This window comes from Streptomyces sp. SX-6, assembly GCF_059089585.1.
This window is the reverse complement of the sequence record NZ_JBTHHU010000051.1, coordinates 1-23,153: the sequence shown is the minus strand read 5'-3', so window position 1 is coordinate 23,153 and position 23,153 is coordinate 1. Positions and strand designations below refer to the sequence as shown.

The 23,153-nt window shown below is 72.4% G+C and carries 23 protein-coding genes; 10 read left to right on the top strand and 13 right to left on the bottom strand.

What is annotated here, in order from left to right:
* Nucleotides 1-165 precede the first annotated feature (165 nt).
* Together ACV530_RS34850 and ACV530_RS34845 are read right to left on the bottom strand one after the other, a co-directional pair.
* Nucleotides 166-1,677: a leucyl aminopeptidase gene (locus ACV530_RS34850; protein ID WP_494336726.1), complete on the bottom strand. Its 1,512-nt coding sequence runs from the start codon at nucleotides 1,675-1,677 to the stop codon at nucleotides 166-168.
* Between the two features lie 150 nt (nucleotides 1,678-1,827).
* Nucleotides 1,828-2,625 carry an adenosylcobinamide-GDP ribazoletransferase gene (locus ACV530_RS34845; RefSeq protein ID WP_494336725.1) on the bottom strand — a complete coding sequence of 266 codons (798 nt, stop codon included), beginning with the start codon at nucleotides 2,623-2,625 and terminating at the stop codon, nucleotides 1,828-1,830.
* Between the two features lie 90 nt (nucleotides 2,626-2,715).
* Here ACV530_RS34845 and ACV530_RS34840 point away from each other — a divergent pair, with 90 nt between their 5' ends.
* The gene (locus ACV530_RS34840; protein ID WP_494336724.1) at nucleotides 2,716-3,453 is read left to right on the top strand and encodes a hypothetical protein; all 738 of its coding nucleotides are present in this window, start codon (nucleotides 2,716-2,718) and stop codon (nucleotides 3,451-3,453) included.
* Here ACV530_RS34840 and ACV530_RS34835 read toward each other — a convergent pair.
* The 4 genes from ACV530_RS34835 to ACV530_RS34820 all read right to left on the bottom strand — a co-directional run bounded on the left by ACV530_RS34835 (nucleotide 3,420) and on the right by ACV530_RS34820 (nucleotide 8,293).
* The gene (locus tag ACV530_RS34835) at nucleotides 3,420-4,139 is read right to left on the bottom strand and encodes a hypothetical protein (protein ID WP_494336723.1); all 720 of its coding nucleotides are present in this window, start codon (nucleotides 4,137-4,139) and stop codon (nucleotides 3,420-3,422) included. The two genes, ACV530_RS34840 and ACV530_RS34835, sit on opposite strands and share 34 nt — an antisense overlap.
* Entirely contained in the window at nucleotides 4,136-5,893 is a 1,758-nt protein-coding gene (locus tag ACV530_RS34830) for a phosphatidylglycerol lysyltransferase domain-containing protein (protein WP_494336722.1), read from the bottom strand. Before ACV530_RS34830 ends, ACV530_RS34835 begins: the two co-directional genes overlap by 4 nt.
* 99 nt (nucleotides 5,894-5,992) lie before the next feature.
* Nucleotides 5,993-7,039, bottom strand: coding sequence for a nicotinate-nucleotide--dimethylbenzimidazole phosphoribosyltransferase (gene cobT / locus ACV530_RS34825; RefSeq protein WP_494336721.1), 1,047 nt, complete (start codon nucleotides 7,037-7,039; stop codon nucleotides 5,993-5,995).
* Nucleotides 7,040-7,093: 54 nt separating this feature from the next.
* Complete coding sequence (locus ACV530_RS34820) at nucleotides 7,094-8,293, bottom strand: bifunctional adenosylcobinamide kinase/adenosylcobinamide-phosphate guanylyltransferase (protein WP_494336720.1); 1,200 nt, start codon at nucleotides 8,291-8,293, stop codon at nucleotides 7,094-7,096.
* Between the two features lie 136 nt (nucleotides 8,294-8,429).
* On the opposite strand from ACV530_RS34820, the gene ACV530_RS34815 reads away from it, so the two are divergent.
* Nucleotides 8,430-8,642 carry a hypothetical protein gene (locus tag ACV530_RS34815; protein WP_494336719.1) on the top strand — a complete coding sequence of 71 codons (213 nt, stop codon included), beginning with the start codon at nucleotides 8,430-8,432 and terminating at the stop codon, nucleotides 8,640-8,642.
* A gap of 19 nt (nucleotides 8,643-8,661) precedes the next feature.
* Here ACV530_RS34815 and ACV530_RS34810 read toward each other — a convergent pair whose 3' ends face one another.
* The 3 genes from ACV530_RS34810 to ACV530_RS34800 all read right to left on the bottom strand — a co-directional run bounded on the left by ACV530_RS34810 (nucleotide 8,662) and on the right by ACV530_RS34800 (nucleotide 11,273).
* The gene (locus tag ACV530_RS34810; protein WP_494336718.1) at nucleotides 8,662-9,741 is read right to left on the bottom strand and encodes a S1C family serine protease; all 1,080 of its coding nucleotides are present in this window, start codon (nucleotides 9,739-9,741) and stop codon (nucleotides 8,662-8,664) included.
* Between the two features lie 177 nt (nucleotides 9,742-9,918).
* Nucleotides 9,919-10,626 (bottom strand): class I SAM-dependent methyltransferase, encoded by a 708-nt coding sequence (locus ACV530_RS34805; RefSeq protein WP_494336717.1) that lies wholly within the window; start codon nucleotides 10,624-10,626, stop codon nucleotides 9,919-9,921.
* 41 nt (nucleotides 10,627-10,667) lie between these two features.
* Nucleotides 10,668-11,273 carry a DUF3043 domain-containing protein gene (locus tag ACV530_RS34800; protein ID WP_494336716.1) on the bottom strand — a complete coding sequence of 202 codons (606 nt, stop codon included), beginning with the start codon at nucleotides 11,271-11,273 and terminating at the stop codon, nucleotides 10,668-10,670.
* A gap of 263 nt (nucleotides 11,274-11,536) precedes the next feature.
* On the opposite strand from ACV530_RS34800, the gene ACV530_RS34795 reads away from it, so the two are divergent.
* The 4 genes from ACV530_RS34795 (at nucleotide 11,537) to ACV530_RS34780 (ending at nucleotide 14,653) form a co-directional block, all read left to right on the top strand.
* Nucleotides 11,537-12,337: a PspA/IM30 family protein gene (locus tag ACV530_RS34795; RefSeq protein WP_494336715.1), complete on the top strand. Its 801-nt coding sequence runs from the start codon at nucleotides 11,537-11,539 to the stop codon at nucleotides 12,335-12,337.
* 26 nt (nucleotides 12,338-12,363) lie between these two features.
* The gene (gene pspAA / locus ACV530_RS34790) at nucleotides 12,364-12,642 is read left to right on the top strand and encodes a PspA-associated protein PspAA (protein WP_494336714.1); all 279 of its coding nucleotides are present in this window, start codon (nucleotides 12,364-12,366) and stop codon (nucleotides 12,640-12,642) included.
* A gap of 77 nt (nucleotides 12,643-12,719) precedes the next feature.
* Complete coding sequence (locus ACV530_RS34785; RefSeq protein ID WP_494336713.1) at nucleotides 12,720-13,982, top strand: sensor histidine kinase; 1,263 nt, start codon at nucleotides 12,720-12,722, stop codon at nucleotides 13,980-13,982.
* A complete protein-coding gene (locus tag ACV530_RS34780) occupies nucleotides 13,979-14,653 on the top strand; it encodes a response regulator transcription factor (RefSeq protein ID WP_494336712.1) in 675 nt (224 codons plus the stop codon). Before ACV530_RS34785 ends, ACV530_RS34780 begins: the two co-directional genes overlap by 4 nt.
* Before the next feature lie 218 nt (nucleotides 14,654-14,871).
* On the opposite strand, the gene nadA is transcribed toward ACV530_RS34780, so the two are convergent.
* Nucleotides 14,872-16,050, bottom strand: coding sequence for a quinolinate synthase NadA (nadA, locus tag ACV530_RS34775; protein ID WP_494336711.1), 1,179 nt, complete (start codon nucleotides 16,048-16,050; stop codon nucleotides 14,872-14,874).
* Nucleotides 16,051-16,293: 243 nt separating this feature from the next.
* Here nadA and ACV530_RS34770 point away from each other — a divergent pair, with 243 nt between their 5' ends.
* Nucleotides 16,294-16,650, top strand: a complete 357-nt coding sequence (locus ACV530_RS34770) for a HesB/IscA family protein (protein WP_449478637.1) — start codon at nucleotides 16,294-16,296, stop codon at nucleotides 16,648-16,650.
* Between the two features lie 54 nt (nucleotides 16,651-16,704).
* Here the strand turns inward: ACV530_RS34770 and ACV530_RS34765 are convergent, their stop codons facing one another.
* Nucleotides 16,705-18,150 (bottom strand): hypothetical protein, encoded by a 1,446-nt coding sequence (locus ACV530_RS34765; RefSeq protein WP_494336710.1) that lies wholly within the window; start codon nucleotides 18,148-18,150, stop codon nucleotides 16,705-16,707.
* 89 nt (nucleotides 18,151-18,239) lie between these two features.
* Nucleotides 18,240-18,449 carry a hypothetical protein gene (locus ACV530_RS34760; RefSeq protein WP_494336709.1) on the bottom strand — a complete coding sequence of 70 codons (210 nt, stop codon included), beginning with the start codon at nucleotides 18,447-18,449 and terminating at the stop codon, nucleotides 18,240-18,242.
* A 162-nt stretch (nucleotides 18,450-18,611) separates the two neighbouring features.
* Between ACV530_RS34760 and ACV530_RS34755 the strand changes: the two genes are divergently transcribed.
* Entirely contained in the window at nucleotides 18,612-19,586 is a 975-nt protein-coding gene (locus ACV530_RS34755) for a carbohydrate kinase family protein (protein WP_494336708.1), read from the top strand.
* Nucleotides 19,587-19,678: 92 nt separating this feature from the next.
* Here ACV530_RS34755 and ACV530_RS34750 read toward each other — a convergent pair whose 3' ends face one another.
* Nucleotides 19,679-21,067, bottom strand: a complete 1,389-nt coding sequence (locus ACV530_RS34750) for a cysteine desulfurase/sulfurtransferase TusA family protein (protein ID WP_494336707.1) — start codon at nucleotides 21,065-21,067, stop codon at nucleotides 19,679-19,681.
* Between the two features lie 256 nt (nucleotides 21,068-21,323).
* On the opposite strand from ACV530_RS34750, the gene ctaC reads away from it, so the two are divergent.
* A complete protein-coding gene (ctaC, locus tag ACV530_RS34745; RefSeq protein WP_494336706.1) occupies nucleotides 21,324-22,289 on the top strand; it encodes an aa3-type cytochrome oxidase subunit II in 966 nt (321 codons plus the stop codon).
* Nucleotides 22,286-23,153: cytochrome c oxidase subunit I (locus ACV530_RS34740; protein ID WP_494336705.1), on the top strand; the 868-nt coding region annotated here is incomplete at its 3' end. The genes ctaC and ACV530_RS34740, both read left to right, overlap by 4 nt.

The following is a 23,153-nucleotide window of genomic DNA, read 5'->3' as shown; positions in this document are numbered from 1 at the left end:
GACGCCGGGCCGGGCTGAGGGACGACTGATGCGTCACCTTCAGGGGTTACTTGCGCGTACTTATGTACCTTTTCGTTTAAAGCGAACACAGTCGTTGAGAGCGAACGCGGATGCGGCCCCGGAACATTCCGGGGCCGCATCCGCGTGGTCCGAGTGCTCCGAGGCTCAGCCGAGGTCGCCGTCGGCGGTGCGCTCCGCCAGCCGGACGAGGGTGCGGACGCCGGAGCCGGTCCCGCCCTTCGGGGTGTAGCCGTACGGGGCGTTCTCGTGGAAGGCCGGGCCCGCGATGTCCAGGTGCGCCCAGGTGATGCCCTCGCCGACGAACTCCTGCAGGAACAGGCCCGCGATCAGGCCGCCGCCGTTGCGCACGCCCATGTTGGCGAGGTCCGCGACGGGGGAGTCCATGGTCTTGCGCAGCTCGGTCGGCATCGGCATCGGCCAGGCCTGCTCGCCGACCTCCTCGGCGATCTCGTGCAGCGAGGCGCGGAACGCGTCGTCGTTGGCCATGACACCGAAGGTGCGGTCGCCCAGCGCGAGGACCATGGCGCCGGTCAGGGTGGCGACGTCCACGATCGCGTCGGGGTTCTCCTCCGAGGCGCGGGTCAGGGCGTCGGCCAGCACCAGGCGGCCCTCGGCGTCGGTGTTGAGCACCTCGACGGTCTTGCCGCTGTACATCTTCAGCACATCGCCCGGACGGGTGGCCGTGCCCGAGGGCATGTTCTCCGCGAGGGCCAGCCAGCCGGTGACGTTGACCTTGAGGCCCAGCCGGGCGGCGGCCACTACCGCGGCGAACACGGCGGCGGCACCGCTCATGTCGCACTTCATGGTCTCGTTGTGGCCGGCCGGCTTGAGCGAGATGCCGCCCGAGTCGTAGGTGATGCCCTTGCCGACGAGGGCGAGGGTCTTCTCCGCCTTGGCGTGGGTGTAGGCGATGCGCACCAGGCGCGGGCCGTTGGCGGAGCCCTGGCCCACGCCGATCAGACCGCCGTAGCCGCCCTTGAGCAGGGCCTTCTCGTCCAGCACCTCGACCTTGAGGCCGTACTCCTTGGCGGCCTCCTGGGCGAGCGCGGCGAACGAGGCCGGGTAGAGGTCGTTCGAGGGGGTGTTGATGAGGTCGCGGGCGCGGTTGACCTCCTCCGCGACGGTCGCGGCGCGCTCGGCGGCGGCCTTGAACGCCTTGTCGCGCGGCTTGGCCCCGAGGACGGCCACCTCGGCGAGGGGCTCCTTGCCGTTCTTCCCGTTGCCGCGGTAGGCGGAGAAGGCGTACGCGCCGAGCAGCGCGCCCTCGGCGATCGCCGCGGCGGCCTCCGTGGACTCGACGGGCAGCGCGAACGCGGCCTTCTTCGAACCGGACAGCGCACGGGCCGCGGCACCGGCGGCGCGGCGCAGCGCCTCCTCGCCGAAGCCGTCGCCCTTGGCGGGCGCCTCGCCGAGGCCGACCGCCAGGACCACCGGCGCCTTGATGCCGGACGGGGCGGGCAGCTTGGTCGCCTCGCCCTCGTCGCCACCGGCGCCGAGGGACTCCAGGACGGCGGTCAGCTTTCCGTCGAACGCCGCGTCCACGGCCTCCGCGCCGGGGGCGAGGACCGGCCCCTTGGGGCCCTTGGCGACACCGACGACGACGGCGTCCGCGCGCAGCGTCGCCGCGCTGGAAGTGCTGAGAGTAAGAGCAGTCACGGTGGTGGGTGTCCCTCTTCCGTTGTTTCGATCCACGGCCGGTGAGCGCGGACCGGTCCGGCCGCACTCTGCGCATCGTATGCGCCGTGTCCGCGGCACCGGGCCGATGGGGCCGCCGGGTTGGCGCGAGCCTATCCCCGCACCGGGCGCTCAGCCCAGGGTCAGCGTGATCAGAGCGATCGTCAACGCCGTTTCCTCCAGGGCCCCGAAGACGTCACCCGTCACTCCGCCGAAACGGTGCCGGCAGTGCCGCAGCAGCAGTTCGGCGCCGCCGAGCGCGAGCAGCACCGCGACGCCCGCGTGCGCCGCCGCGTACGGGCCCAGCAGCGCGCCCGCACCGGCGGCCGCCACCACGGCCGCCGCGGCGACGGCGAGCGCGGACCGTACGGGCACCACGCCGGCCACCGCCGCGCCCAGCCCCTCCGGGCGGGCCGCGGGAACGCCCGCGCGGGAGGCGAGCGTGAGCGCGCAGCGCGCGGCGAGGCCCGCGACGACGGCCGCGAGCGCGCCGCGGGCCGGGCCGGCCGCGAACAGCCCGGCCAGCGCGGCGACTTGGGCCAGCAGGACGAGCAGGAGGGTGACCACGCCGAAGGGGCCGATGTCGGACTGCTTCATGATGCGCAGCGCGTCCTCGGCGGGCTTGCCGCTGCCCAGTCCGTCGGCGACGTCCGCGAGCCCGTCCAGGTGCAGTCCCCGGGTGAGCACGGCGGGCACTGCGACCGCGGCCACGGCGGCCAGCAGCGGGCCCGAGCCCAGCAGCAGGAACAGCGTCCCGGCCGCCGCCGCGCAGCCGCCCGCCACCAGCCCGGCGAGCGGCGCCGCGAGCATGCCGCCGCGGGCCGCCGGGCGGTCCCAGCGGGTGAGGCGTACGGGCAGGACGGTGAGCGTGCCGAACGCGAACCGCAGGGCGTCGCCCGAGGTCGCGCGGGAGGAGGACGTGTCGGTCACCGCGGGAGGGTATCCCGGCAGCGAGGACCGTGAGGCGCCGGCCGCCCACGGATAAGGTGCATTCCGGAAGCAGGGGGTCAAGGGAGTTCCATGGGGCACTGGCTGGACCGCAACATCGTCGAGCCGGGCAAGCTGCCGCTGCTGCTGGCGCTGACCGCGTTTGTGCTGACCTTCCTGGTCACCCGGGTCATCACCCGGCTGATCCGGGCGGGCAGGGGACCCTTCCGCAACATCAGGCCCGGCGGTTTGCACGTCCACCACGTCGTGCCCGGCATCGTGCTCATGGTGATCGGCGGCTTCGGCGCCGTCGCCGCGAGCGGGGAGGGCTTCGGGGCCTCGGTGTCGGCCGTGCTCTTCGGCTCGGGCGCGGGTCTGGTGCTGGACGAGTTCGCGCTCGTGCTGCACCTCGACGACGTCTACTGGACGGAACAGGGCCGCAAGAGCGTCGAGATCGTGGTGCTGACGGCCGCTCTGGTCGGGCTGGTGCTGGCCGGCTTCGCGCCGTTCGGGGTGAACGAGCTGACCCCCGACGAGCTGCAGAGCCGCAGCATCGTGGTCACCAACACCCTGGTCAACTTCCTGATCGCCCTGTTCGCGCTGGCCAAGGGCAAGCCGCGGATCGCGCTGATCGGCGCGGTGGTGCCGTTCGTGGCCCTGATCGGCGCGCTGCGGCTGGCCCGGCCCGGCTCGCCGTGGGCCCGGCGCTTCTACCGCCACCGGCCCCGCGCCCGCCGCAAGGCCCGGGTGCGCGCCTACCGGCACGACGCCCGCTGGGCCGCGGTGCGCAACCGGCTTCACGACCTGGTCGCGGGCGCCCCCGACCGCTGATCGCGGTCCCGGTAGAGATCCCCGCGGGGCTTGCGGCGTCTTCGCAGCTCGTCCACCCCGCACACGGCCAGGACCGCCACGACGGCCGCGATGTGCTCCTTGCCCGCCAGGTTGGGCTTGACGATCACCTCCACCACCATCGCCAGGACCGTCACGGCGCAGGTCGCCCAGGCGCGGTAGCGCCAGGACACGTACACCGCCAGCCCCACCACGGCCGCCGAGGGGCCGGTGTCGATGACGTACGCGTCCTGCGGCGGCAGGCCCAGCGGCCCGTGCGGGCCCAGCGCGATGCCGAGCCGGGCGTACATCGTCCCCGCGAGCGTGGCGATGTACGCCACCGCCAGGGTCCGCCACTTGCCCAGGCAGATCTCGGAGATGCCGAAGACGATCAGGAGCTGTGCCAGGGCCCCCCACACCGGCAGGTCCAGCGCGGGCACGAACAGGGACAGTGGGGTGCGCACCAGCGCCAGCCACCACGGCAGGTGCGCCTGCACGGAGCCGAGCCGCTGGACGGGGCCGTACCCCCAGGACTGGTTCTGGACGAGCTGGAAGACCGCGGTGAGGACGACCGCGGACAGGGTGAGCGGGATCGCGCGCCACTTCCTGCGGGCGAGCGCGTGTCCCACGGTCCCGAAGAGCGGGCCCCACTCGGTGCGCGCGGCGCGTCGCAGCGCCGCGCGGTTCATCGTCGGCTCTCCAGGTGTTTGCGGTTGAGCCACTTCGGCAGGCCGGGCGCCTCGAGGAAGCCCTCGGCCCGGGCACTGGCGACGCCGATCCGCAGCAGGTCACTGCTCTTCTCGAACAGCATGAAACGAGGTTCCCAGATGGGGCGGTATTTCGCATTTGCTCGATAGAGCGACTCGATCTGCCACCAGCGCGAGAAGAAGGACAGCAGCGAGCGCCACGCCCGCAGCAGCGGTCCCGCGCCGAGCCTGGAGCCCCGGTCGAACACGTACCGGAACATGGCGAAGTTGAGCGACACCTGGGTGATGCCCAGTTCCCGGCCGCGCCGGAGCAGCTCGATGACCATGAACTCGACCAGCCCGTTCTCGGACTCCCGGTCACGCCGCATCAGATCCAGCGACAGCCCCTTGGGGCCCCACGGCACAAAGGCCAGCAGGGCGCGCAGCTCTCCCTCGCCGTCGTGGCACTCGAGCATCACGCAGCGGCCGTCCTCCGGGTCGCCGAGACGGCCCAGCGCCATGGAGAAGCCGCGCTCGGTCGCGCCGTCGCGCCAGTCGTCGGCACACTTGATGAGCCCCGCCATCTCCTCCTCGGGGACCTCGTCGTGCCGCCGGATGCGGACGGTGTACCCGGCGCGCTTCACCCGGTTGTACGCCTGGCGCACGGTGCGCATCGCACGCCCGTCGAGGGTGAACTCGGCGGTCTCCACGATCGCCTCGTCGCCGAGCTCGAGCGCGTCCAGGCCGTGCCGGGCGTAGATCGTGCCGGCCTCCTCGCTCGCGCCCATCACGGCCGGGATCCAGCCGTGCACCCGGGCCTCGGCCAGCCATGGCTCGATGGCGCCCGGCCAGGCCTCGGGGTCGCCGATCGGATCGCCCGAGGCCAGCGAGACCCCGCCGAGCACGCGGTAGGTGACGGCGGCCTTGCCCGACGGCGACCAGATGACGCTCTTCTCCCGGCGCAGCGCGAAGTAGCCCAGCGAGTCCCGGTCGCCGTACTTCTCGAGCAGCGCCCGCAGCCGCGCCTCGTCGTCGGCGGTCAGCGGGTCGGTGGCCCGGCGGGAGCGGAACGCCACGAACACCACGAGCACCAGCAGCGCCGTGCTCATCACGTTGATGAGGACGTTGACCCAGCCCGGGGCGTCGATGCCCGGGTAGCCGTGGCCGCCGCCGACGAGGAAGATCATGCGCTTGAAGCCGTAGCGCCAGCGGTCCAGGAAGGTGGACCGGTACTCGTCGTGGGCCTCGTTGGCGATCGTGACCAGCAGGGCGGCGATCAGCGAGGTGACGAGCAGGCCGACCGCCGCGACGGCCGCGGCGAGCCTGGGGTTCGAGCGGTCGCCCTTGGCGTAGAACTCGCGGCGGCCCACCAGCAGCGCGGCCACGAACAGGGTGCTGGCGGCGGTGGAGAACCAGTTCTGGCCCGGCTCCCGGAACTCCGGGTCGTACACCAGGTACGAGACCGTGGCCACCAGGACGAGCCCGGACAGCACCATGTTGAGGATCCACGCGGCGCGCTTGCGGCGGCCCAGCGTGACGGCCATGAACAACGACACCAGTGCCGCCGTGAAGCCCGCGTCCAGCAGGTACGGGGTGATGTAGTTGTCGACGTTGTGCCGTCTCAGGCCGGCGCCGAAGGACACCCAGACCGCGCTGAGCAGATTGATGAACGTGACAACACGCAGGTACCACACGGCGAAGGCGGCAGCGCGTCGTGGCAGCCTGCCGCCCTCGCGCGCCTCGTCATCCGGAGTCAAGCGGACTCTCCCATGCTCGGTGAGGCTTCCATGCTTGTTGAGGACAAGGGTCTCGGTGAGGACAAGGGTGGTGTCGGACGCGGTCAGGCCCCGCCGGCCTCAGGAGCGCTCGGGGAGCTCCGCCGCCAGGGCCGCGGCCGCCTGCACCAGTGGCAGGGCGAGCAGGGCTCCCGTCCCCTCGCCAATGGTGACGCCGTGATCGAGGAGAGGGTTGAGCGCGATCCGGTCGAGTGCCTTCGCCTGCGCCGGGTCACCGCTGGCCTGGCCGGCCAGCCACCAGTCCGGCGCCCGGAAGGCCACCCGCTGCGCGACCAGGGCACAGGCCGCCGAGACCACGCCGTCGAGGACGACCGGGGTCCGGCGCACGGCGCTCTGCAGCAGGAACCCGGTGATCGCGGCCAGGTCCGCGCCGCCGCTCGCGGCCAGCAACTGCAGCTGGTCGCCGAGCACCGGCCGGGCCCGGCGCAGCGCGTCGCGGATCGCGGAGCACTTGCGCATCCAGGCCAGGTCGTCGATGCCGAAGCCGCCGCGCCCGGTGACCACCGAGGCGTCGGTGCCGCACAGGGCCGCGATCAGGGTGCCCGCGGCCGTGGTGCCGCCGACGCTCAGATCGCCCAGCACCACGAGGTCGGTGCCCGAGTCGGCCTCCTCGTCGGCGATCGCCATCCCGGCCCGGAACGCCCGCTCGGCCTCCTCGGCCGTCAGCGCGTCCTCGATGTCGATCCGGCCGCTGCCGCGGCGCACACGGTGCCGGGTGACGTCCTCGGGCAGCAGCTCCGGGTCGCAGTCCAGTGCCATGTCGACGACACGCAGCGCGGCCCCCGTCCGCCGGGCCAGGATCGCCGCCGCGCTCGAGCCGTCGAGCGCGGCCCGTACGAGCTCGTACGCGCCGCCCTCCGGGCCGCCGGACACACCGAGGGCGGCGACCCCGTGGTCGCCCGCGAAGAGGATCGCCTTGGGGCGCTCGACCGGCTTGACCGGCACACCGCCCTGCGCGGCGGCGAGCCACTCGCCGAGCTCGTCCAGCCGGCCGAGGGAACCGGGCCGCGGGCCGAGCCGCTCACGCCGCTCCTCGGCGTCCCGCCGTACGCCCGCGTCGGGCCGCTCGATCAGCGTGGCGAAGTCATCAAGATTCAGACCGCTCATCCGCGACACACTACCCCCGCGGGATGTACGGCTACCCCCGCACGAACGGCGTGCTCACCCCCGCAGGGGGAGGGCCTGCCCGGCGACGACCAGCAGCACCTGTTCGCACTCGGCGGCGATCGCCGCGTTCAGCCGGCCGAGCTCGTCGCGGAAGCGGCGGCCCGACGCCGTCGCCGGGACGACACCGGAACCGACCTCGTTGCTCACCGCGACGACCGTACGGGAGGCGGCGCGCACCGCGGCCACCAGCTCCGCGACCCGCCCGGCCAGCGCGGCCGCCCCGCCGTTCGCCCAGGTCTCGTCGGACCAGGCCCCGACGGAGTCCATCGCGTCGGTCAGCCACAGCGCGAGGCAGTCGACCAGCAGCGGCGGGCCGTCCTCGCGCAGCAGGGGCACCAGGTCGCAGGTCTCGGCCGTACGCCAGGAGCCCGGCCGGCGCTCGCGGTGCTGCGCCACCCGGGCCGCCCACTCGGGGTCGCCCTCGCGGCTGCCGCCCGTGGCGGCGTAGAGCACCCCGGGGAAGGACTCCAGCCGCCGTTCCGCCTCCCGGGACTTCCCGGAGCGCGCCCCGCCCAGCACCAGCGTCCGGCGCGGCAGGTCCGGCACCGCGTGGTAGTCGCCCACCGTCAGCGGCGTGCCGTCGGGCACCGCCCGGGCGCCCGCCGCGGCCAGCCGGCGGTGCAGCTCCCGGCCCGGCGGCACGTCGTGGTCCAGGTGCACGGCGATCACATCGGTGGTGGGGCCCACCGCGCCCGCCTCGCGCAGCCGGGCCAGCGCGTCGGGCCGCCCGACCACGTCGAGCAGCACTATGTCGTACGGGCCCGCCGCCGGTCCCAGCCCCGCCGGGGCGCCGCCCGGCGGCAGATAGAGCAGGCGGTCGCCCTCCGGGCCCTGCACCTCGTACCCGGTGCCGGGCGCGTCCATGGCCAGCGCCCGCACCCGGTGGCCGCTGATCACCGACAGCTCGCGGCCGTCCGGCACCCGCACCGGCGAGGGCAGCCCGGCCGGGAGCTCCACGGCGGGCCCGTCGTGCGGGTGCGAGAGCAGCACCTGCCGCACCCCCGCCAGCGAGCGCCCCGCGCGGGCCGCGGCGAACGCCGGGCCGGGGGTCAGGTCCAGCAGCAGCGCGCCGTCGACGAGCAGGGCGGCGGCGGCCCGCGCGTCCTCGCCCACGGCGGTGGCGCAGGCCGCACAGGGGCAGCCGGGACGCGGCAGCCCGCCGGGGGCCCCGGTGCCGAGCAATGTCAGTTCCACGCCCTGATCGTCTCGCGTCCGCGGACCGTCGGCGCGGCGGGCTCACCCTTTCCGCGCGTGACGTCGTGGGTGACGGGCTGTCGGGCCGCGGCCTAGGCTGCGACCCGACGGCACCATCCAGTACCCGGGAGGCGACATGGTGTGGACGTGGCGGTTCGAGAAGTCCGACGGCACGGAGGTCGAACCGGCGGTCCAGCCGGAGGAGTTCACCACGCAAGGGGACGCGGAGTCCTGGATCGGTGAGGTGTGGAAGGACCTCCTGGACGGCGGCGCGGACCAGGTGTTCCTGTTCGAGGACGGCACGCAGATCTACGGGCCGATGAGCCTGCACGCCGACGTCGAGGGCTGACGGCACCGGGCCGCGGACGTCAGATCTCGCCGAGCGTGACGTCCGCGGTCCGCTCCGAACCGTCCCGGTCGTAGGTCACCCGCGTCCGGTCGCCCGGTCTGAGGCCGGCGAGGGTCTCCGCCAGCGACTGCATCGTGGTGACGGCCGTGTCCCCGACCTTGACGATGATGTCGCCCGCCCGCAGCCCGGCCGCCCCGGCGGGCCCGCCCCGGTTGACCGAGACCACCGCGACCCCGGCCGGGGCGTAGTCGGTGCCGACGACCGTACGGCCGGTGATGCCCAGCGCGGCCCGGCCGGAGTCGGTCACCCGGCCGTTCTTCACGATCTGGCCGGCGATCCGGGTGACCGTCGCGGCCGGGATCGCGAAGCCGATGCCGGGCGCGGCGCCCTCGCCGAGCTCCGGGTCGACGGCGGCCAGGGTCGGGATGCCGATGACCTGCCCGGCGAGGTTGACCAGGGCCCCGCCGCTGTTGCCCGGGTTGATGGCCGCCGAGGTCTGCACCATGTTGGCGATGGTCGCCCCCGTGCCGCCGCCCCCGCGTCCCTCGCTGACCGTCCGGCCGACCGCCGAGACGATGCCCTGGGTGACGCTGCTGGACAGGCCGAGCGGGTTGCCCATCGCGAGCACGATCTGCCCGACCTCGGCCTTGGCCGAGTCGCCGAACACGGCGGGCCGCAGCCCCTTGGGCACGGAGTCCATCCGCACCACCGCGAGGTCCTGGTCCGGATAGCTGGAGACGAGCCTGGCGCCCACCGTCGTGCCGCCCGTGGCGAGCGAGACCTTGAACGCGGTGGCGTCGCCCACGACATGGGCGTTGGTGACGATGTCGCCCTTGTCGTCGTAGACCACCCCGGAGCCCAGGCCCTGGGCGGTGGTGATCTGGACGACGGAGGGCAGGACGTCCTTGACCACCTTCTCGTACGCGGCCTGCAGATCCCCCGCCGCACCGGGCACGGTGGCGGCGGGGGCCGCCGAGGCGGAAGACCGCTTCGGGGAGTCCGGGGACGGGCCGGAGCAGCCGGCGAGCAGGGCCGCCGCCGTGCAGACGACGGCCGCCGGTGCCAGGAGCCTGCGCGGGAGGACCGGGAGGACGCCCATGCTCGAAGTATCCGGCGGGCCCGGCCCGTTGTCCCGGCGTCCCGCCCGTACGGGTGGCCTCCCGGCGGGCTCGTGGAAGTCCGGTACGGCTGCGTCATGCGGCTCCGCCGCGTGGGCGCGACCGGCCACGCGGCGGCCCGCGGTCGGCTGACCGCACATCCAGCGGAGCGCTTGGGCTCAGCCCCGGACGCCGCACAGGTGCAGCAGTGAGCCCACCGCGCGGTACGGGTCGGTGCGCCCGGCCCGCTCCTCGGCGGCCAGCAGACGGCGCAGCTCGTCCTCGGGCGGGAGGGGCCGCTCGTCGGCGGCCAGGTCGGTCATGACCCGTATGCCGTACCACGTGTGCAGCGGCGCCCCGATGCCCGCGAGCGTCGCGGTCAGCGCCTCGAGCCGGTCCGCGCGCACGGGCAGGCCGGAGCGGTCGGTGCAGGTGGGGGAGTCGAAGGCGGCCAGCGCCGCGTCCCAGTCGCCGCCCAGGCCCGGCCGCAGCGCCAGCGCGTCGGCGTTGCGGACGACCACCGACAGCAGGCCGCCGGGCGCGAGCACCCGGGCCAGCCCGGCCAGCATCGGGTCCGGTTCCGGGAGGTACATCAGCACGCCGTGGCACAGCACGATGTCGAAGGCGCCCGGCAGGAAGTGCACGCCGGTGTCGCGTGCGTCGCCCTGGAGAAGCCGCATCCGCTCCCGGATGCCCGCCGGCTCGGCCGCCAGCACCTCGCGCACGGCGGCCATCAGCGCGGGGTCGGACTCCAGCACCGTGACCTCGTGCCCGGCGCGGACCAGCCGCAGGGCCTGGGTGCCGCGGCCGATGCCGACGTCGAGTATGCGCAGGCGCCGCCCGACCGGGAAGCGGGCGGCCAACTGCTCGTCCAGCTGACGCGCCACCAGCTCGTGGCGGACGACGTCACGCAGGCCCCCCGGCCCGGTCAGGGCTTTTCCCCGCGCTTGACCTTCGGCTTGGGCAGGCGCAGCCGGCGGACCTGCAGGGTGCGCATCACGCCGTAGGCCACGGCGCCGCGGCGGTTCTCGTCGGGGAAGCGCTGCTTGAGGGCGCTCTTGAGGGACAGGCCGATGACCAGCGAGCTGGTGAGCATCAGCAGGATCACGATCAGCCACGCCAGCAGCACGTACTGCTGGAACTGGCCACGGTTGATCATGCTCAGGACCAGGATGGTCACGGCGATGGGCAGGAAGAACTCGTTGACCGTGAAACGGGAGTCCACGAAGTCGCGGGCGAACCTGCGCACCGGACCCTTGTCACGGGCGGGCAGGTACCGCTCGTCCCCGTTGGCGAGCGCCTCGCGCTGCCTGGCCATATCCACGCGCCGGGACTCGCGGGCCCGCTTCGTCGCCTCCTTGCGATTGGCCGGTGTGGAGGCCAGGGAACGGCGCTGCGAAGAGGCATCGCTGCGCTTGGGCGTGGGACGGCCCTTGGGGGCCTCCGGGTGACGGGGCTGCTGGGGCTGGTCCGCGGTCACCTTGCTGCCGGTGGCCTTGGCGGACCGCTCTTCCTTCGAACGGCTTCGGAACACGGGACCCAAGGGTACGGGGTTCGGGTGGGTGGACAGCAGCCTTCCAGGGAACGATCCGGCTGCGGTATTCGTCTGGTAAGGATACGGAAGGCCTTTCCGGATGGCTGTCTACTCCTCGGGCCGGAGAGGGATGACCTTGTGATCGTCCTGGAGGAGGAGCGCATCCGTGACCGGACGGTGCGGTAATGGAGACAGGCCCCGTACTGTGGGTTCTGTTAGATGTGCTGGAGCTGAAGTCCGTCAGAAGGGGGCGCGCGAAGCCCATGAGCGGTGTCATGAAGCGTATGGGGATGATCTTCCGCGCGAAGGCCAACAAGGCCCTGGACCGGGCCGAGGATCCGCGCGAGACCCTCGACTACTCGTACCAGAAACAGGTCGAGCTGCTGCAGAAGGTGCGCCGGGGCGTCGCCGACGTGGCGACCTCCCGCAAGCGCCTGGAGCTGCAGCTGAACCAGCTGCAGGGGCAGTCGTCCAAGCTCGAGGAGCAGGGCCGCAAGGCGCTGGCGCTGGGCCGTGAGGACCTGGCGCGCGAGGCGCTCACCCGCCGCGCCGCGCTGCAGCAGCAGGTCAGCGACCTCGAGACCCAGCACCAGACGCTGCAGGGCGAGGAGGAGAAGCTCACGCTCGCGTCCCAGCGCCTGCAGGCCAAGGTCGATGCCTTCCGCACGAAGAAGGAGACCATCAAGGCCACCTACACCGCCGCCCAGGCGCAGACCCGCATCGGCGAGGCGTTCTCCGGCATCTCCGAGGAGATGGGCGACGTCGGAATGGCCATCCAGCGTGCCGAGGACAAGACCGCCCAGCTGCAGGCCCGTGCCGGGGCCATCGACGAGCTGCTCGCCTCGGGCGCGCTCGACGACCCGTCCGGCATGGCCAAGGACGACATCACCGCCGAGCTGGACCGGCTGTCCGGCGGCTCGGACGTCGAGCTCGAGCTCCAGCGGATGAAGGCCGAGCTGGCGGGCGGCAGCACCGCGAAGCCGGCGATCGAGGGCGGGCAGGGCGGCCAGAACCAGGCGGCGCACCAGCAGCCGCAGGACCGGCCGCACCTCGACAAGCACTGAGACCCCGCGCTGACAAGGAGACCGTCATGATCGTACGGATCATGGGGGAGGGCCAGGTGAAGCTGGCGGACAGCCACTTCACCCAGCTCAACGTCTTGGACGACGAGCTGCTCGCCGAGATGGAGAGCGGTGACGAGGAAGGCTTCCGCCGTACGCTCGGCGCGCTGCTCGACGCGGTGCGCAGGCTGGGCGAGCCCCTGCCCGACGATGCGCTCGAGCCCTCCGAGCTGATCCTGCCCTCGCCGGACGCCTCGCTGGCGGAAGTCCGCGAGATGCTCAGCGACGACGGGCTCATCCCCGGCTGAAATCCGGCCACTCCAGCACCTGCCGCGCCCCCGTCCGCTCCCGGACGGGGGCGCGGCGCGTACCCGATGGGATCGCGATGACCGCGATGACTCCGTACCGCTGGCTGCGCGAGCACCAGCTCGCCGCCGACGGCCTGCTGGCCCTCGCCGTCCTCGTGGTCGTCCTCGTCGGCACGGCCGTCGGCCGGCATGTGACGGGGGATCCGCTCGGGCCCGGCTTCATCTGGCTCTCCGTGGCCGCCAGCGCCTGCCTGGTGGCGCTGCACAGGACGCCGCGCCTGGTGCTGGCGCTGACCTCCGTGCTGACGGTGACGGCGGTCCAGGTCACCCAGGACGGCCAGCCGCACACCCAGATCGCGCTGACCACGGTGGTCGCGCTGTTCACCGTCACCGCCACCACCGAGCGCTCCACCGCCTGGCGCATCGCCGCGGTGACCGTCACGGGCCTCACCGGCACCGTCATGCTGCTCGGCCCGCCGCCCTGGTACGCGCAGGAGAACCTCGGCCTCTTCGCCTGGGCCGGGCTGGCCGCGGCCGCCGGCGACGCCGTCCGCAGCCGCCGTGCGTACGTCGCGGCGATCGAGGAGCGCGCCGAGCGCGCGGAACGCTCCCGTGAGGAGGAGGCCCGCAGCCGGGTCGCCGATGAGCGGCTGCGCATCGCCCGCGAGCTGCACGACGTGGTGGCCCACCACATCGCGCTGGTCAATGTGCAGGCGGGGGTGGCCTCGCACGTCATGGACAGCCGCCCCGACCAGGCGAAGGAGGCCCTGGCGCATGTGCGCGAGGCGAGCCGTACGGCCCTGGCGGAACTCCGCGCCACCGTCGGCCTGTTGCGCCGGCACGGCGACCCCGAGGCGCCCACCGAACCGGCCCCCGGCCTCGGCGACCTGGGCCGGCTCGTGGACGGATTCGTGCGTGCGGGGCTCGACGTCGACGTCGCCCTGGCGGGCGTCAGGCCCACCGGCACGGTCGCGACGGGCGCCGACCCCGCCGAGGCGGCGGAGGTCATCGGCCCGCTGCCCGCGGCCGTCGACCTGACCGCCTTCCGCGTGCTCCAGGAGGCGCTGACGAACGTGCACAAGCACGCGGGTGCCGGTGCGCGTGCGGACGTCGGCATCCTGCGCGGCCCGTACAGCCTGGTGCTGACCGTCCTGGACAACGGCGCCGCGTCCTCTTCCTCGTCCCCTGGCGGGCATGGCCTGATCGGCATGCGCGAGCGGGCCGCCGCGCTGGGCGGGACGATCGCGACGGGGCCGCGGAAGGGGACGGCCGGCTTCCGGGTCGAGGTACGGCTGCCGGTTCCGGCGGGGCCGCAGCCCGGGCCTAGGGTGACCCCATGACCATCCGAGTGCTGCTCGCGGACGACCAGGCCCTGTTGCGCAGTGCGTTCCGGGTGCTGGTGAACTCGGAGCCCGGCATGCGGGTGGTGGGGGAGGCGGCGGACGGCGCCGAGGCCGTCCTGCTCGCGCGGTCCGCGGCGCCGGACGTGGTCCTGATGGATATCCGGATGCCGGGTACGGACGGGCTGGCCGCGACGCGGGAGATCTGCTCGGATCCCGCGCTCACGGGTGTGCACGTGGTGATGCTGACGACCTTCGAGGTCGACGAGTACGTGGTGCAGTCGCTGCGTGCGGGGGCCTCCGGCTTCCTCGGCAAGGGCGCGGAGCCCGAGGAACTCCTCGCCGCGATCCGCATCGCGGCGGCGGGCGAGGCGCTTCTTTCGCCCGCGGCGACGAAGGGCCTGATAGCCACCTTCCTCGCCCAGGGCGGCGCGCACGCGGCCCCTGCCGCTTCGGAGCGCCTCGACGCGCTGACGGGGCGGGAGCGGGAGGTGCTGGTGCAGGTCGCGGGCGGTCTGTCGAACGATGAGATCGGCGAGCTGCTGGAAGTCAGCCCGCTGACCGTCAAGACGCACGTGAACCGCGCGATGGCGAAGCTGGGGGCCCGGGACCGGGCCCAGCTGGTGATGCTCGCGTACGAGTCGGGGCTGGTGCGGCCGGGGGGAGAGTAGCCCCCGGTCCCCGCAACGCGGCTTCGCCGCGTTGGTCCTCAATCGCCGGACGGGCTGAATTTTCGCGCCCGCGCTGAAAATCAAGCCCGGCCCGGCACTATCAAGCCCGGCCGGCGATTGAGGCCGAGCGGCGGAGCCGCGACAAAGGGGGTCTGGGGCGCAGCCCCAGGAGACGGCGAGAGGGCGGGACCGGGGCACCCCCCCACCGCAGCAACCCCCTACGGCAGCGCCAGCATCCGCTCCAGCGCCAGCCGCGAGAAGCTCGCCACCTCCGGGTCGACCTCGATCCGGTTCACGACCTTGCCGTCCGCCAAGGACTCCAACGCCCAGACCAGATGCGGCAGATCGATCCGGTTCATCGTCGAGCAGAAGCAGACCGTCCGGTCGAGGAACACAATCTCCTTGCCCTGATCGGCGAAACGGTTCGCCAGCCGCCGTACAAGGTTCAGCTCTGTGCCGATGGCCCACTTCGTCCCGGCAGGGGCGGCCTCCAGGGTCTTGATGATGTACTCCGTGGAACCGACGTAGTCGGCGGCCGCCACGACCTCGTGCCGGCACTCGGGGTGCACCAGCACATTGACACCCGGGATGCGCTCGCGCACGTCCCGCACGGACTCCAGCGAGAACCGCCCGTGCACCGAGCAATGGCCGCGCCACAGAATCATCTTGGCGCCGTGTAGCTCCTCGGCCGTGAGCCCGCCGTTCGGCTTGTGCGGGTTGTAGAGGACGCAGTCGTCGAGCGACATGCCCATGTCCCGCACCGCGGTGTTGCGCCCCAGGTGCTGGTCGGGGAGGAAGAGCACCTTCTCGCCCTGCTCGAACGCCCAGTTGAGCGCGCGCTCCGCATTGGAGGACGTGCAGATCGTGCCACCGTGCTTGCCGGTGAACGCCTTGATGTCCGCGGAGGAGTTCATGTACGAGACGGGCACGGTGACATCGGCCACCCCCGCCTCGGTCAGCACGTCCCAGCACTCGGCGACCTGCTCGGCGGTGGCCATGTCGGCCATGGAGCAGCCGGCCGCCAGGTCGGGCAGGACGACCTGCTGGCTGTCCGTGGTCAGGATGTCCGCCGACTCGGCCATGAAGTGCACACCGCAGAAGACGATGTACTCGGCGTCCGGCCGGGCGGCCGCGTCGCGGGCGAGCTTGAAGGAGTCGCCGGTGACGTCCGCGAACTCGATGACCTCGTCGCGCTGGTAGTGGTGGCCGAGGACGAACACCTTGTCCCCGAGCTTCGCCTTCGCCGCGCGGGCCCGCTCCACCAGGTCCGGGTCGGAGGGTGCCGGCAGGTCGCCCGGGCACTCGACGCCGCGCTCGCTGCGGGGGTCGGCCTCGCGGCCGAGCAGCAGGAGAGCGAGCGGGGTGGGCTGGACATCCAAGGGCTGGGCGGTGGTCACGACACGCACCCTTTCTGTTCTGCGGACGGCCGAAGCGGCCTTGTCGTCAGTTTGACGCTATTTATCATATCCGCTTCACGTCAGTTTGACGATGTCCATTGCGTCGATGTGACGCATTCCCGTTCCCAGACCGGATGTGCGAGCATGAATGACGCAAGCCATCACCGATGCCGGAATGAATCCGGGGAACCGTCGGTTGCAGCCGAAGGCAAGCAGTCCGTACCGAACCCGGGAGTGAAGCAGATGTCCGTTCAGGACGAGAAGACCACTGTGAGCGACGGCATCCTCCTTTCCGACGCCGCGGCCGCCAAGGTCAAGAGCCTGCTGGAGCAGGAGGGCCGTGACGACCTCGCTCTGCGCGTCGCCGTCCAGCCCGGTGGCTGCTCCGGTCTGCGCTACCAGCTCTTCTTCGACGAGCGCTCGCTCGACGGCGATGTCGTCAAGGACTTCGACGGCGTCAAGGTCGTCACCGACCGGATGAGCGCCCCGTACCTGGGCGGCGCCTCCATCGACTTCGTCGACACCATCGAGAAGCAGGGCTTCACGATCGACAACCCGAACGCCACCGGCTCCTGCGCCTGCGGCGACTCCTTCAACTAACGGGTCGTACAAGCGGAACGCGTGAGAGGGGCACCCCGAAACGGGGTGCCCCTCTCACTGCTTCGGCACCGTCTCGCCCGTCGTCAGGTCCACGACCTTCCGCCCGTCCAGCGCCCGGTCCAGATGCACGACCTGCTCGAACTTCCGGGCCATCAGCACACAGGACCGCCCCGGCTCCTTCTCCACGCCCGTGACCTTGACCGTCACCGCGCCCGAGGACTGCCGGGCGGCGGACGCGGAGTAGTCGTTGCACACCCCGCCCCACCAGTGCAGGGTGAGGTCCTTGCCGTCCGTGCCGTACGACACCACCCGCATCCCCGCCGCACGCGGCGGCTTCGACGAGCCGCCGCCGGCGCCCGGCTTCTCGATGTACCGCGGGTCCACCGCGGGCTGCGCGATCGTGACCGTACCCGCCTTGTCCGAGGTGCCCGGCACCTGCACGGCGAACAGCCAGGACGGCACCAGCGCCGGCCGCCCCGCCACCTTCCGCTCGGCCAGCGCGAACGACGCACTGCGCACCGTCACCGGATCCGGCCGCGCCGCCCGCCGTGCGCACGGCGGAACGTCTGTGGACAGCGGGACCGGCGTCGCACAGCCACCGACAGTCGGCCCGCCCCCGCCCTCGCGCTTGTTCAGCTCGGCGAGCGCCCGGTCCGCGGAGATCAGCGGATACTCCGCACCCTTCTTCGGCATCCACAACGGCCCGCCGCCACCGGTGAGTTCGCCGTCCGAGCCGATCTGGAGGCTGGTCTGCCAGCCGTACACGGGCGTGGAGTCCAGCACCGGATCGGCCGCCACGATCCGTACCGACCCGAACGTGCGGTGCGCGTCCAGCTTCGCGCCCTCCTGGCCGAGCGCCTTGAGCACGGGCAGGGCCGCGCTCCGCGCCCGCTCCTCCGACACCGGCCGCGCCGCCGCCGGATCCGATCCCCCGGGGTAGCGGTACGACGGACACGGCATACCCGAATCCCGCTCGGGGCCCGCGCCCGGCGGATGCACGCACGGCTTGCCGCCGGGCACCCCGTGGCGCGAGTACGACCAGTTGCCCGGCCCCTTCGCGGCCACCTGGAGCGTCGGCCCGTCCTTGCCCGGAGCCGCGCCCACCGTCCACAGATCCGCCGTGCGCCGGGGCGTACCGGACACGCCGAGCGCCTTCGCGAGCGCCGCCACGTCGCTCTGCGCCACCTCACCGCCGGAGAGGTAGACGGGTGCGCTCGCCGGCCCCTGCGGCAGCTTCCCCGCCACCCGGTAGCGCACCCCGTTGGGGTCCGGCTCGCCCTCCGCTATGCCCTGCGGGGCATGGCGGCCGTAGCCGTCCAGGGCCAGCGGCGGCGGTGCCCCCTCGGCCGTGTGCGACGGGCTCTTGCCGTCGCCGCCGGCCGTCGACGCCCAGTACGCGCCGCCGCCTCCGGCCAGCAGCACCGCCGCCGCGACGGACGCGATCACCGGCGGGGAGTGCTTCCTCCGCCGGGTACCGGCGGTGCTGCCCTCGGTGCTCACCGCATCGCTCCTTCACTCCATCTCGCCTGTCGGGAACGCCGGTTGGACGGAGAGCAGGAGCGAGCGGTTCCAGTGGGGGCCGGGGGACTTCAGTCGCCGTACTCCGACATCCCCTCGAGCAGCCGCGCCGACCGAGGGGGCACGACGACGCCGCGGATGCGGGGCGGGGGAGTCCTGCGCTGCGGAGCGGCCGCCGGGGCGCCCCAGTGCGGTGCCATCCGGGCACAGTCCCTGCGCAACTGGGCCAGCGACTCGGGCTCGGCGACAGCGGGAGTGATGTGCTTCACAGGCTTCGGCATATTCGCACCGTACTCACCGGGGAGCACACGGAGAAAGACCTACCATCAGGTAGATCCGGCCAGTCTTGGCGAGATCCTCGAGCGTTCCTGGAGTACGGACCCTGTAGCGTGGTGAGGCTTTTCGCGTCCAGTCGTTTTCCGCCACCTCGGGAGCAGACCCCAGTGCGTATCGCCGTCACCGGCTCCATCGCCACCGACCACCTGATGACCTTCCCCGGCCGTTTCGCCGATCAGCTCGTGGCCGACCAGCTGCACACGGTTTCCCTCTCCTTCCTCGTGGACGACCTCGACGTCCGCCGGGGCGGCGTCGCCCCCAACATCTGCTTCGGCATGGGCCTGCTCGGCCTGCGCCCCGTCCTCGTCGGCGCCGCCGGCCAGGACTTCTCCGACTACCGCGCCTGGCTCGACCGCCACGGGGTGGACACCGCGTCCGTGCGCATCTCCGAGGTCCTGCACACCGCGCGCTTCGTCTGCACCACGGACACCGACCACAACCAGATCGCGTCCTTCTACACCGGCGCGATGAGCGAGGCCCGCTTCATCGAGCTGCAGCCCGTCGCCGAGCGGGTCGGCGGCCTCGACCTGGTGTTGATCGGCGCCGACGACCCCGAGGCGATGCTGCGCCACACCGAGGAGTGCCGCACCCGCGGCATCCCGTTCGCGGCCGACCCCTCCCAGCAGCTCGCGCGCATGGGCGGCGACGACATCCGCCAGCTGGTCGACGGCGCGGCGTACCTGTTCACGAACGAGTACGAGAAGGCGCTCATCGAGACCAAGACCGGCTGGACGCCCGAGGAGATCCTGGCCCGCGTCGGCACCCGGATCACCACGCTCGGCGCCCAGGGCGTGCGCATCGAGCGCGCCGGCGAGCCGGCGGTCGAGGTCGGCTGTGCGCAGGAGGAGGCGAAGGTCGACCCGACCGGCGTCGGCGACGCCTTCCGCGCGGGCTTCCTCGCCGGCCTGACCTGGGACCTGCCGCTCGAGCGGTCCGCCCAGCTGGGCTGCATGATGGCGACGCTCGTCATCGAGACCCTGGGCACGCAGGAGTACGAGCTGCGGCGCGGCCACTTCATGGAGCGTTTCACCAAGGCGTACGGCCAGGAGGCCGCCGCCGAGGTGCAGGCCCGCCTCGGCTGACCCTCCTCAATCGCCGGACGGGCTTGATTTCCAGCCCGTCCGGCGATTGAGGACCAACGCGGCGCAGCCGCGTTGCGCGGCTGCGCCCCTGCTTACGCAGTCCTCCGCACCGTGTAGGCGACGCCGCCCTCCACCGGGCGCTCGCCCACGTACTCCTGCCCCCGCATCCCGCACCACGCGGGGATGTCCAGCCGCGCCGCCTCGTCGTCCGACAGCACGGTCACCAGCCCGCCCACCGGCACCTGGCCGAAGACCTTCGCCAGCTCGATCACCGGGATCGGGCACCGCTTGCCCAGCGCGTCCACGACGAGCTCCGACGGCGCCTGCGGAGGCTCGTCGTGCACCTCCGCCCGCGGCACGCCCAGCTGCTCGCGCACCGCGGCGACCGCGCCCGGCAGCACGCCGAGGAACCGCTCGACGTCCTCCTCCGCCGTCCCCGGCGGCAGCGACACCCGGACGTTGCCCTCCGACAACACCCCCATCGCCTGCAGCACATGGCTCGGCGCCAGCGTGCCCGAGGTGCACGACGAGCCGGACGACACCGAGAAACCCTCCCGGTCCAAGGCGTGCAACAGCGCCTCCCCGTCCACGTACAGGCAGGAGAAGGTCACCAGGTGCGGCAGCCGCCGCTCCGGGTCGCCGACCACCTCCACATCCGGGACGAGCCGCGGCACCCGCGCCCGTACCCGGTCCACCAGCTCCCGCAGCCGTGCCGCCTCCTCGGCGGCCTCCTGCCGGACGGCGCGCAGCGACGCGGCGGCCGCCACGACCGCGGGGAGGTCGGGGAAGCCCGGCGCCCGGCCCGACTCCCGTTCGTCCGCCGGGCCGTGGGCCGCGAAGCGCACGCCCTTGCGCACCGCCAGCAGCCCCACCCCCGACGGCCCGCCCCACTTGTGCGCGCTGCCGGCCAGCAGCGACCAGTCGCCGGCGACCGGTCCCCAGGCGAGGGACTGCGCGGCGTCCACGAGCAGCGGCACGCCCGCCTCCCGGCAGGCATCGGCGACCTCGGCGACCGGCTGCTCCGTACCGACCTCGTGGTTGGCCGACTGGAGCACCGCGAGCGCGGTGTCCGGCCGCAGCGCCGCCGCGTACGCCCCCGCACCGACCCGGCCCGTACGGTCCACGGCCACCCGGGTGACGCTGCCGCCCGCGGCCTCGAGCCACTCGGCGGAATGCAGGACGGCGGAGTGCTCGACGGCGGACACCACCAAATGGCGGCCCACGCGCCGCCGTCCGGCGAGCGCGCCGGCGATCCCGTCGTGCAGCGCGCGTGTCCCCGAAGGGGTGAATACGAGCTCGTCCGGGCGGCAGCCCACCGCCTCGGCCGCGGCCTCCCGCGCGGCGTCCAGCAGCAGCCGCGCCCGGCGGCCCTCGCGGTGCAGCCGGGCGGGGTCGGCCCAGCCCTCGTCGAGGGAGGCGAGCAGCGCCTGCCGGGCGACGGGGTGCAGGGGAAGGGCGGAAGCGGCGTCGAAGTAGGGCACGTGACGAACGCTAACGTGCCTCGTCACAGCTGTCCGGCCGGGCCTGACGGTCCTCCAGATAGCCGACGGAGCCCGAGATTCCATCTGTTCGGGGTGCGGTCCGGCGCGTTGGGTACCCTCCCCGCGCGACCCCAAATAGCGTCCAGTAGGGTTTGGTCCGCATAAACATCCAAACCCCTGCCCGCAGCGGGCCGGCGACCGACCAGCGAGACGGCCGCAGCCGGCCGCACGGGCGAGACTCTCGGGAAGGCGCTACGTGAGTCCCAACGGCTCCGACCGCTCGTCGCGGCGCCCGGTGCGGCGGAAGCTGCTGCAGGCGCTGGCCGCGGGCGCTGTCCTGGCGACCGCCACCGGTTGCACATCCAAGGACTTCCCCCGCCTCGGAATGCCCACTCCCGTCACGGAAGAGGCGCCGCGGATCCTCTCCCTGTGGCAGGGCTCCTGGGCCGCCGCCCTCGCGGTAGGCGTCCTGGTGTGGGGCCTGATCATCTGGAGCGTCGTCTTCCACCGGCGCAGCCGGAGCAAGGTCGAGGTTCCCCCCCAGACCCGGTACAACATGCCCCTCGAGGCGCTGTACACCGTGGTCCCGATCCTCATCGTCTCGGTGCTCTTCTACTTCACGGCGCGTGACGAGAACAAGCTGCTGACCAACCCCGCGAAGCCGAAGCACGTCATCAACGTGGTGGGCTTCCAGTGGAGCTGGGCGTTCAACTACATGGAGAACGTCCCGGGGCAGCCGCAGGGCAAGCCGCTGCGCGAGGTCAAGGAGCTCGACGCGGTTCCCGACCGGTTCCTCAACAAGGCACCGGCGAACGCTTCCGGTGTCTACGACATCGGTACCCAGGGCACCAAGAACCCGCAGAACGGTCACCCGGGCCCGACGCTGTGGCTCCCCAAGGGCGAGACGGTCGAGTTCGTGCTCACCTCGCGGGATGTCATCCACTCCTTCTGGACGGTGCCGTTCCTGATGAAGATGGACGTCCTCCCGGGGCACACCAACAGCTTCACGGTGACCCCGAACCGGGAGGGCACCTACATGGGCAAGTGCGCCGAGCTCTGTGGCCAGGACCACTCCCGGATGCTCTTCAACGTCAAGATCGTCTCTCCTGAGCGCTATCAGCAGCACCTCAAGGACTTGGCGGCGAAGGGCCAGACCGGCTACCAGCCGGCGGGCATCGCGCAGTCGGATCACGCGAAGAACGCGGAGACCAAGAACAAGTGAGCATCCTCAACGAACCCCAGGGTGCCGCCGAAACAGCTACGGCAGCACCGCCTGTACGCACCAAGCAACCAGGCAATCAGGTGGTCAAGTGGCTGACCACCACTGACCACAAGACCATCGGTACGCTCTACCTGGTCACGTCGTTCGCGTTCTTCTGCATCGGTGGCGTGATGGCGCTGCTGATGCGTGCCGAACTCGCCCGTCCCGGCACGCAGATCATGTCGAACGAGCAGTTCAACCAGGCGTTCACGATGCACGGCACGATCATGCTGCTGATGTTCGCGACGCCGCTGTTCGCCGGATTCGCGAACTGGATCATGCCGCTGCAGATCGGTGCGCCCGACGTGGCGTTCCCGCGGCTGAACATGTTCGCCTACTGGCTCTACCTGTTCGGCTCGCTGATCGCGGTGGCCGGCTTCCTCACCCCGCAGGGTGCGGCCGACTTCGGCTGGTTCGCCTACTCCCCGCTGTCGGACGCGGTCCGTTCGCCGGGTGTCGGCGCCGACATGTGGATCATGGGTCTGGCCTTCTCGGGCTTCGGTACGATCCTCGGTTCGGTCAACTTCATCACCACGATCATCTGCATGCGCGCCCCGGGCATGACGATGTTCCGCATGCCGATCTTCGTCTGGAACGTCCTGCTGACCGGTGTCCTGGTCCTGCTGGCCTTCCCGGTGCTCGCCGCCGCGCTGTTCGCCCTGGAGGCGGACCGTAAATTCGGTGCGCAGATCTTCAATGCGGCCAATGGCGGCGCCCTGTTGTGGCAGCACCTCTTCTGGTTCTTCGGACACCCAGAGGTGTACATCATCGCGCTGCCGTTCTTCGGCATCATTTCCGAGATCATCCCGGTCTTCTCCCGTAAGC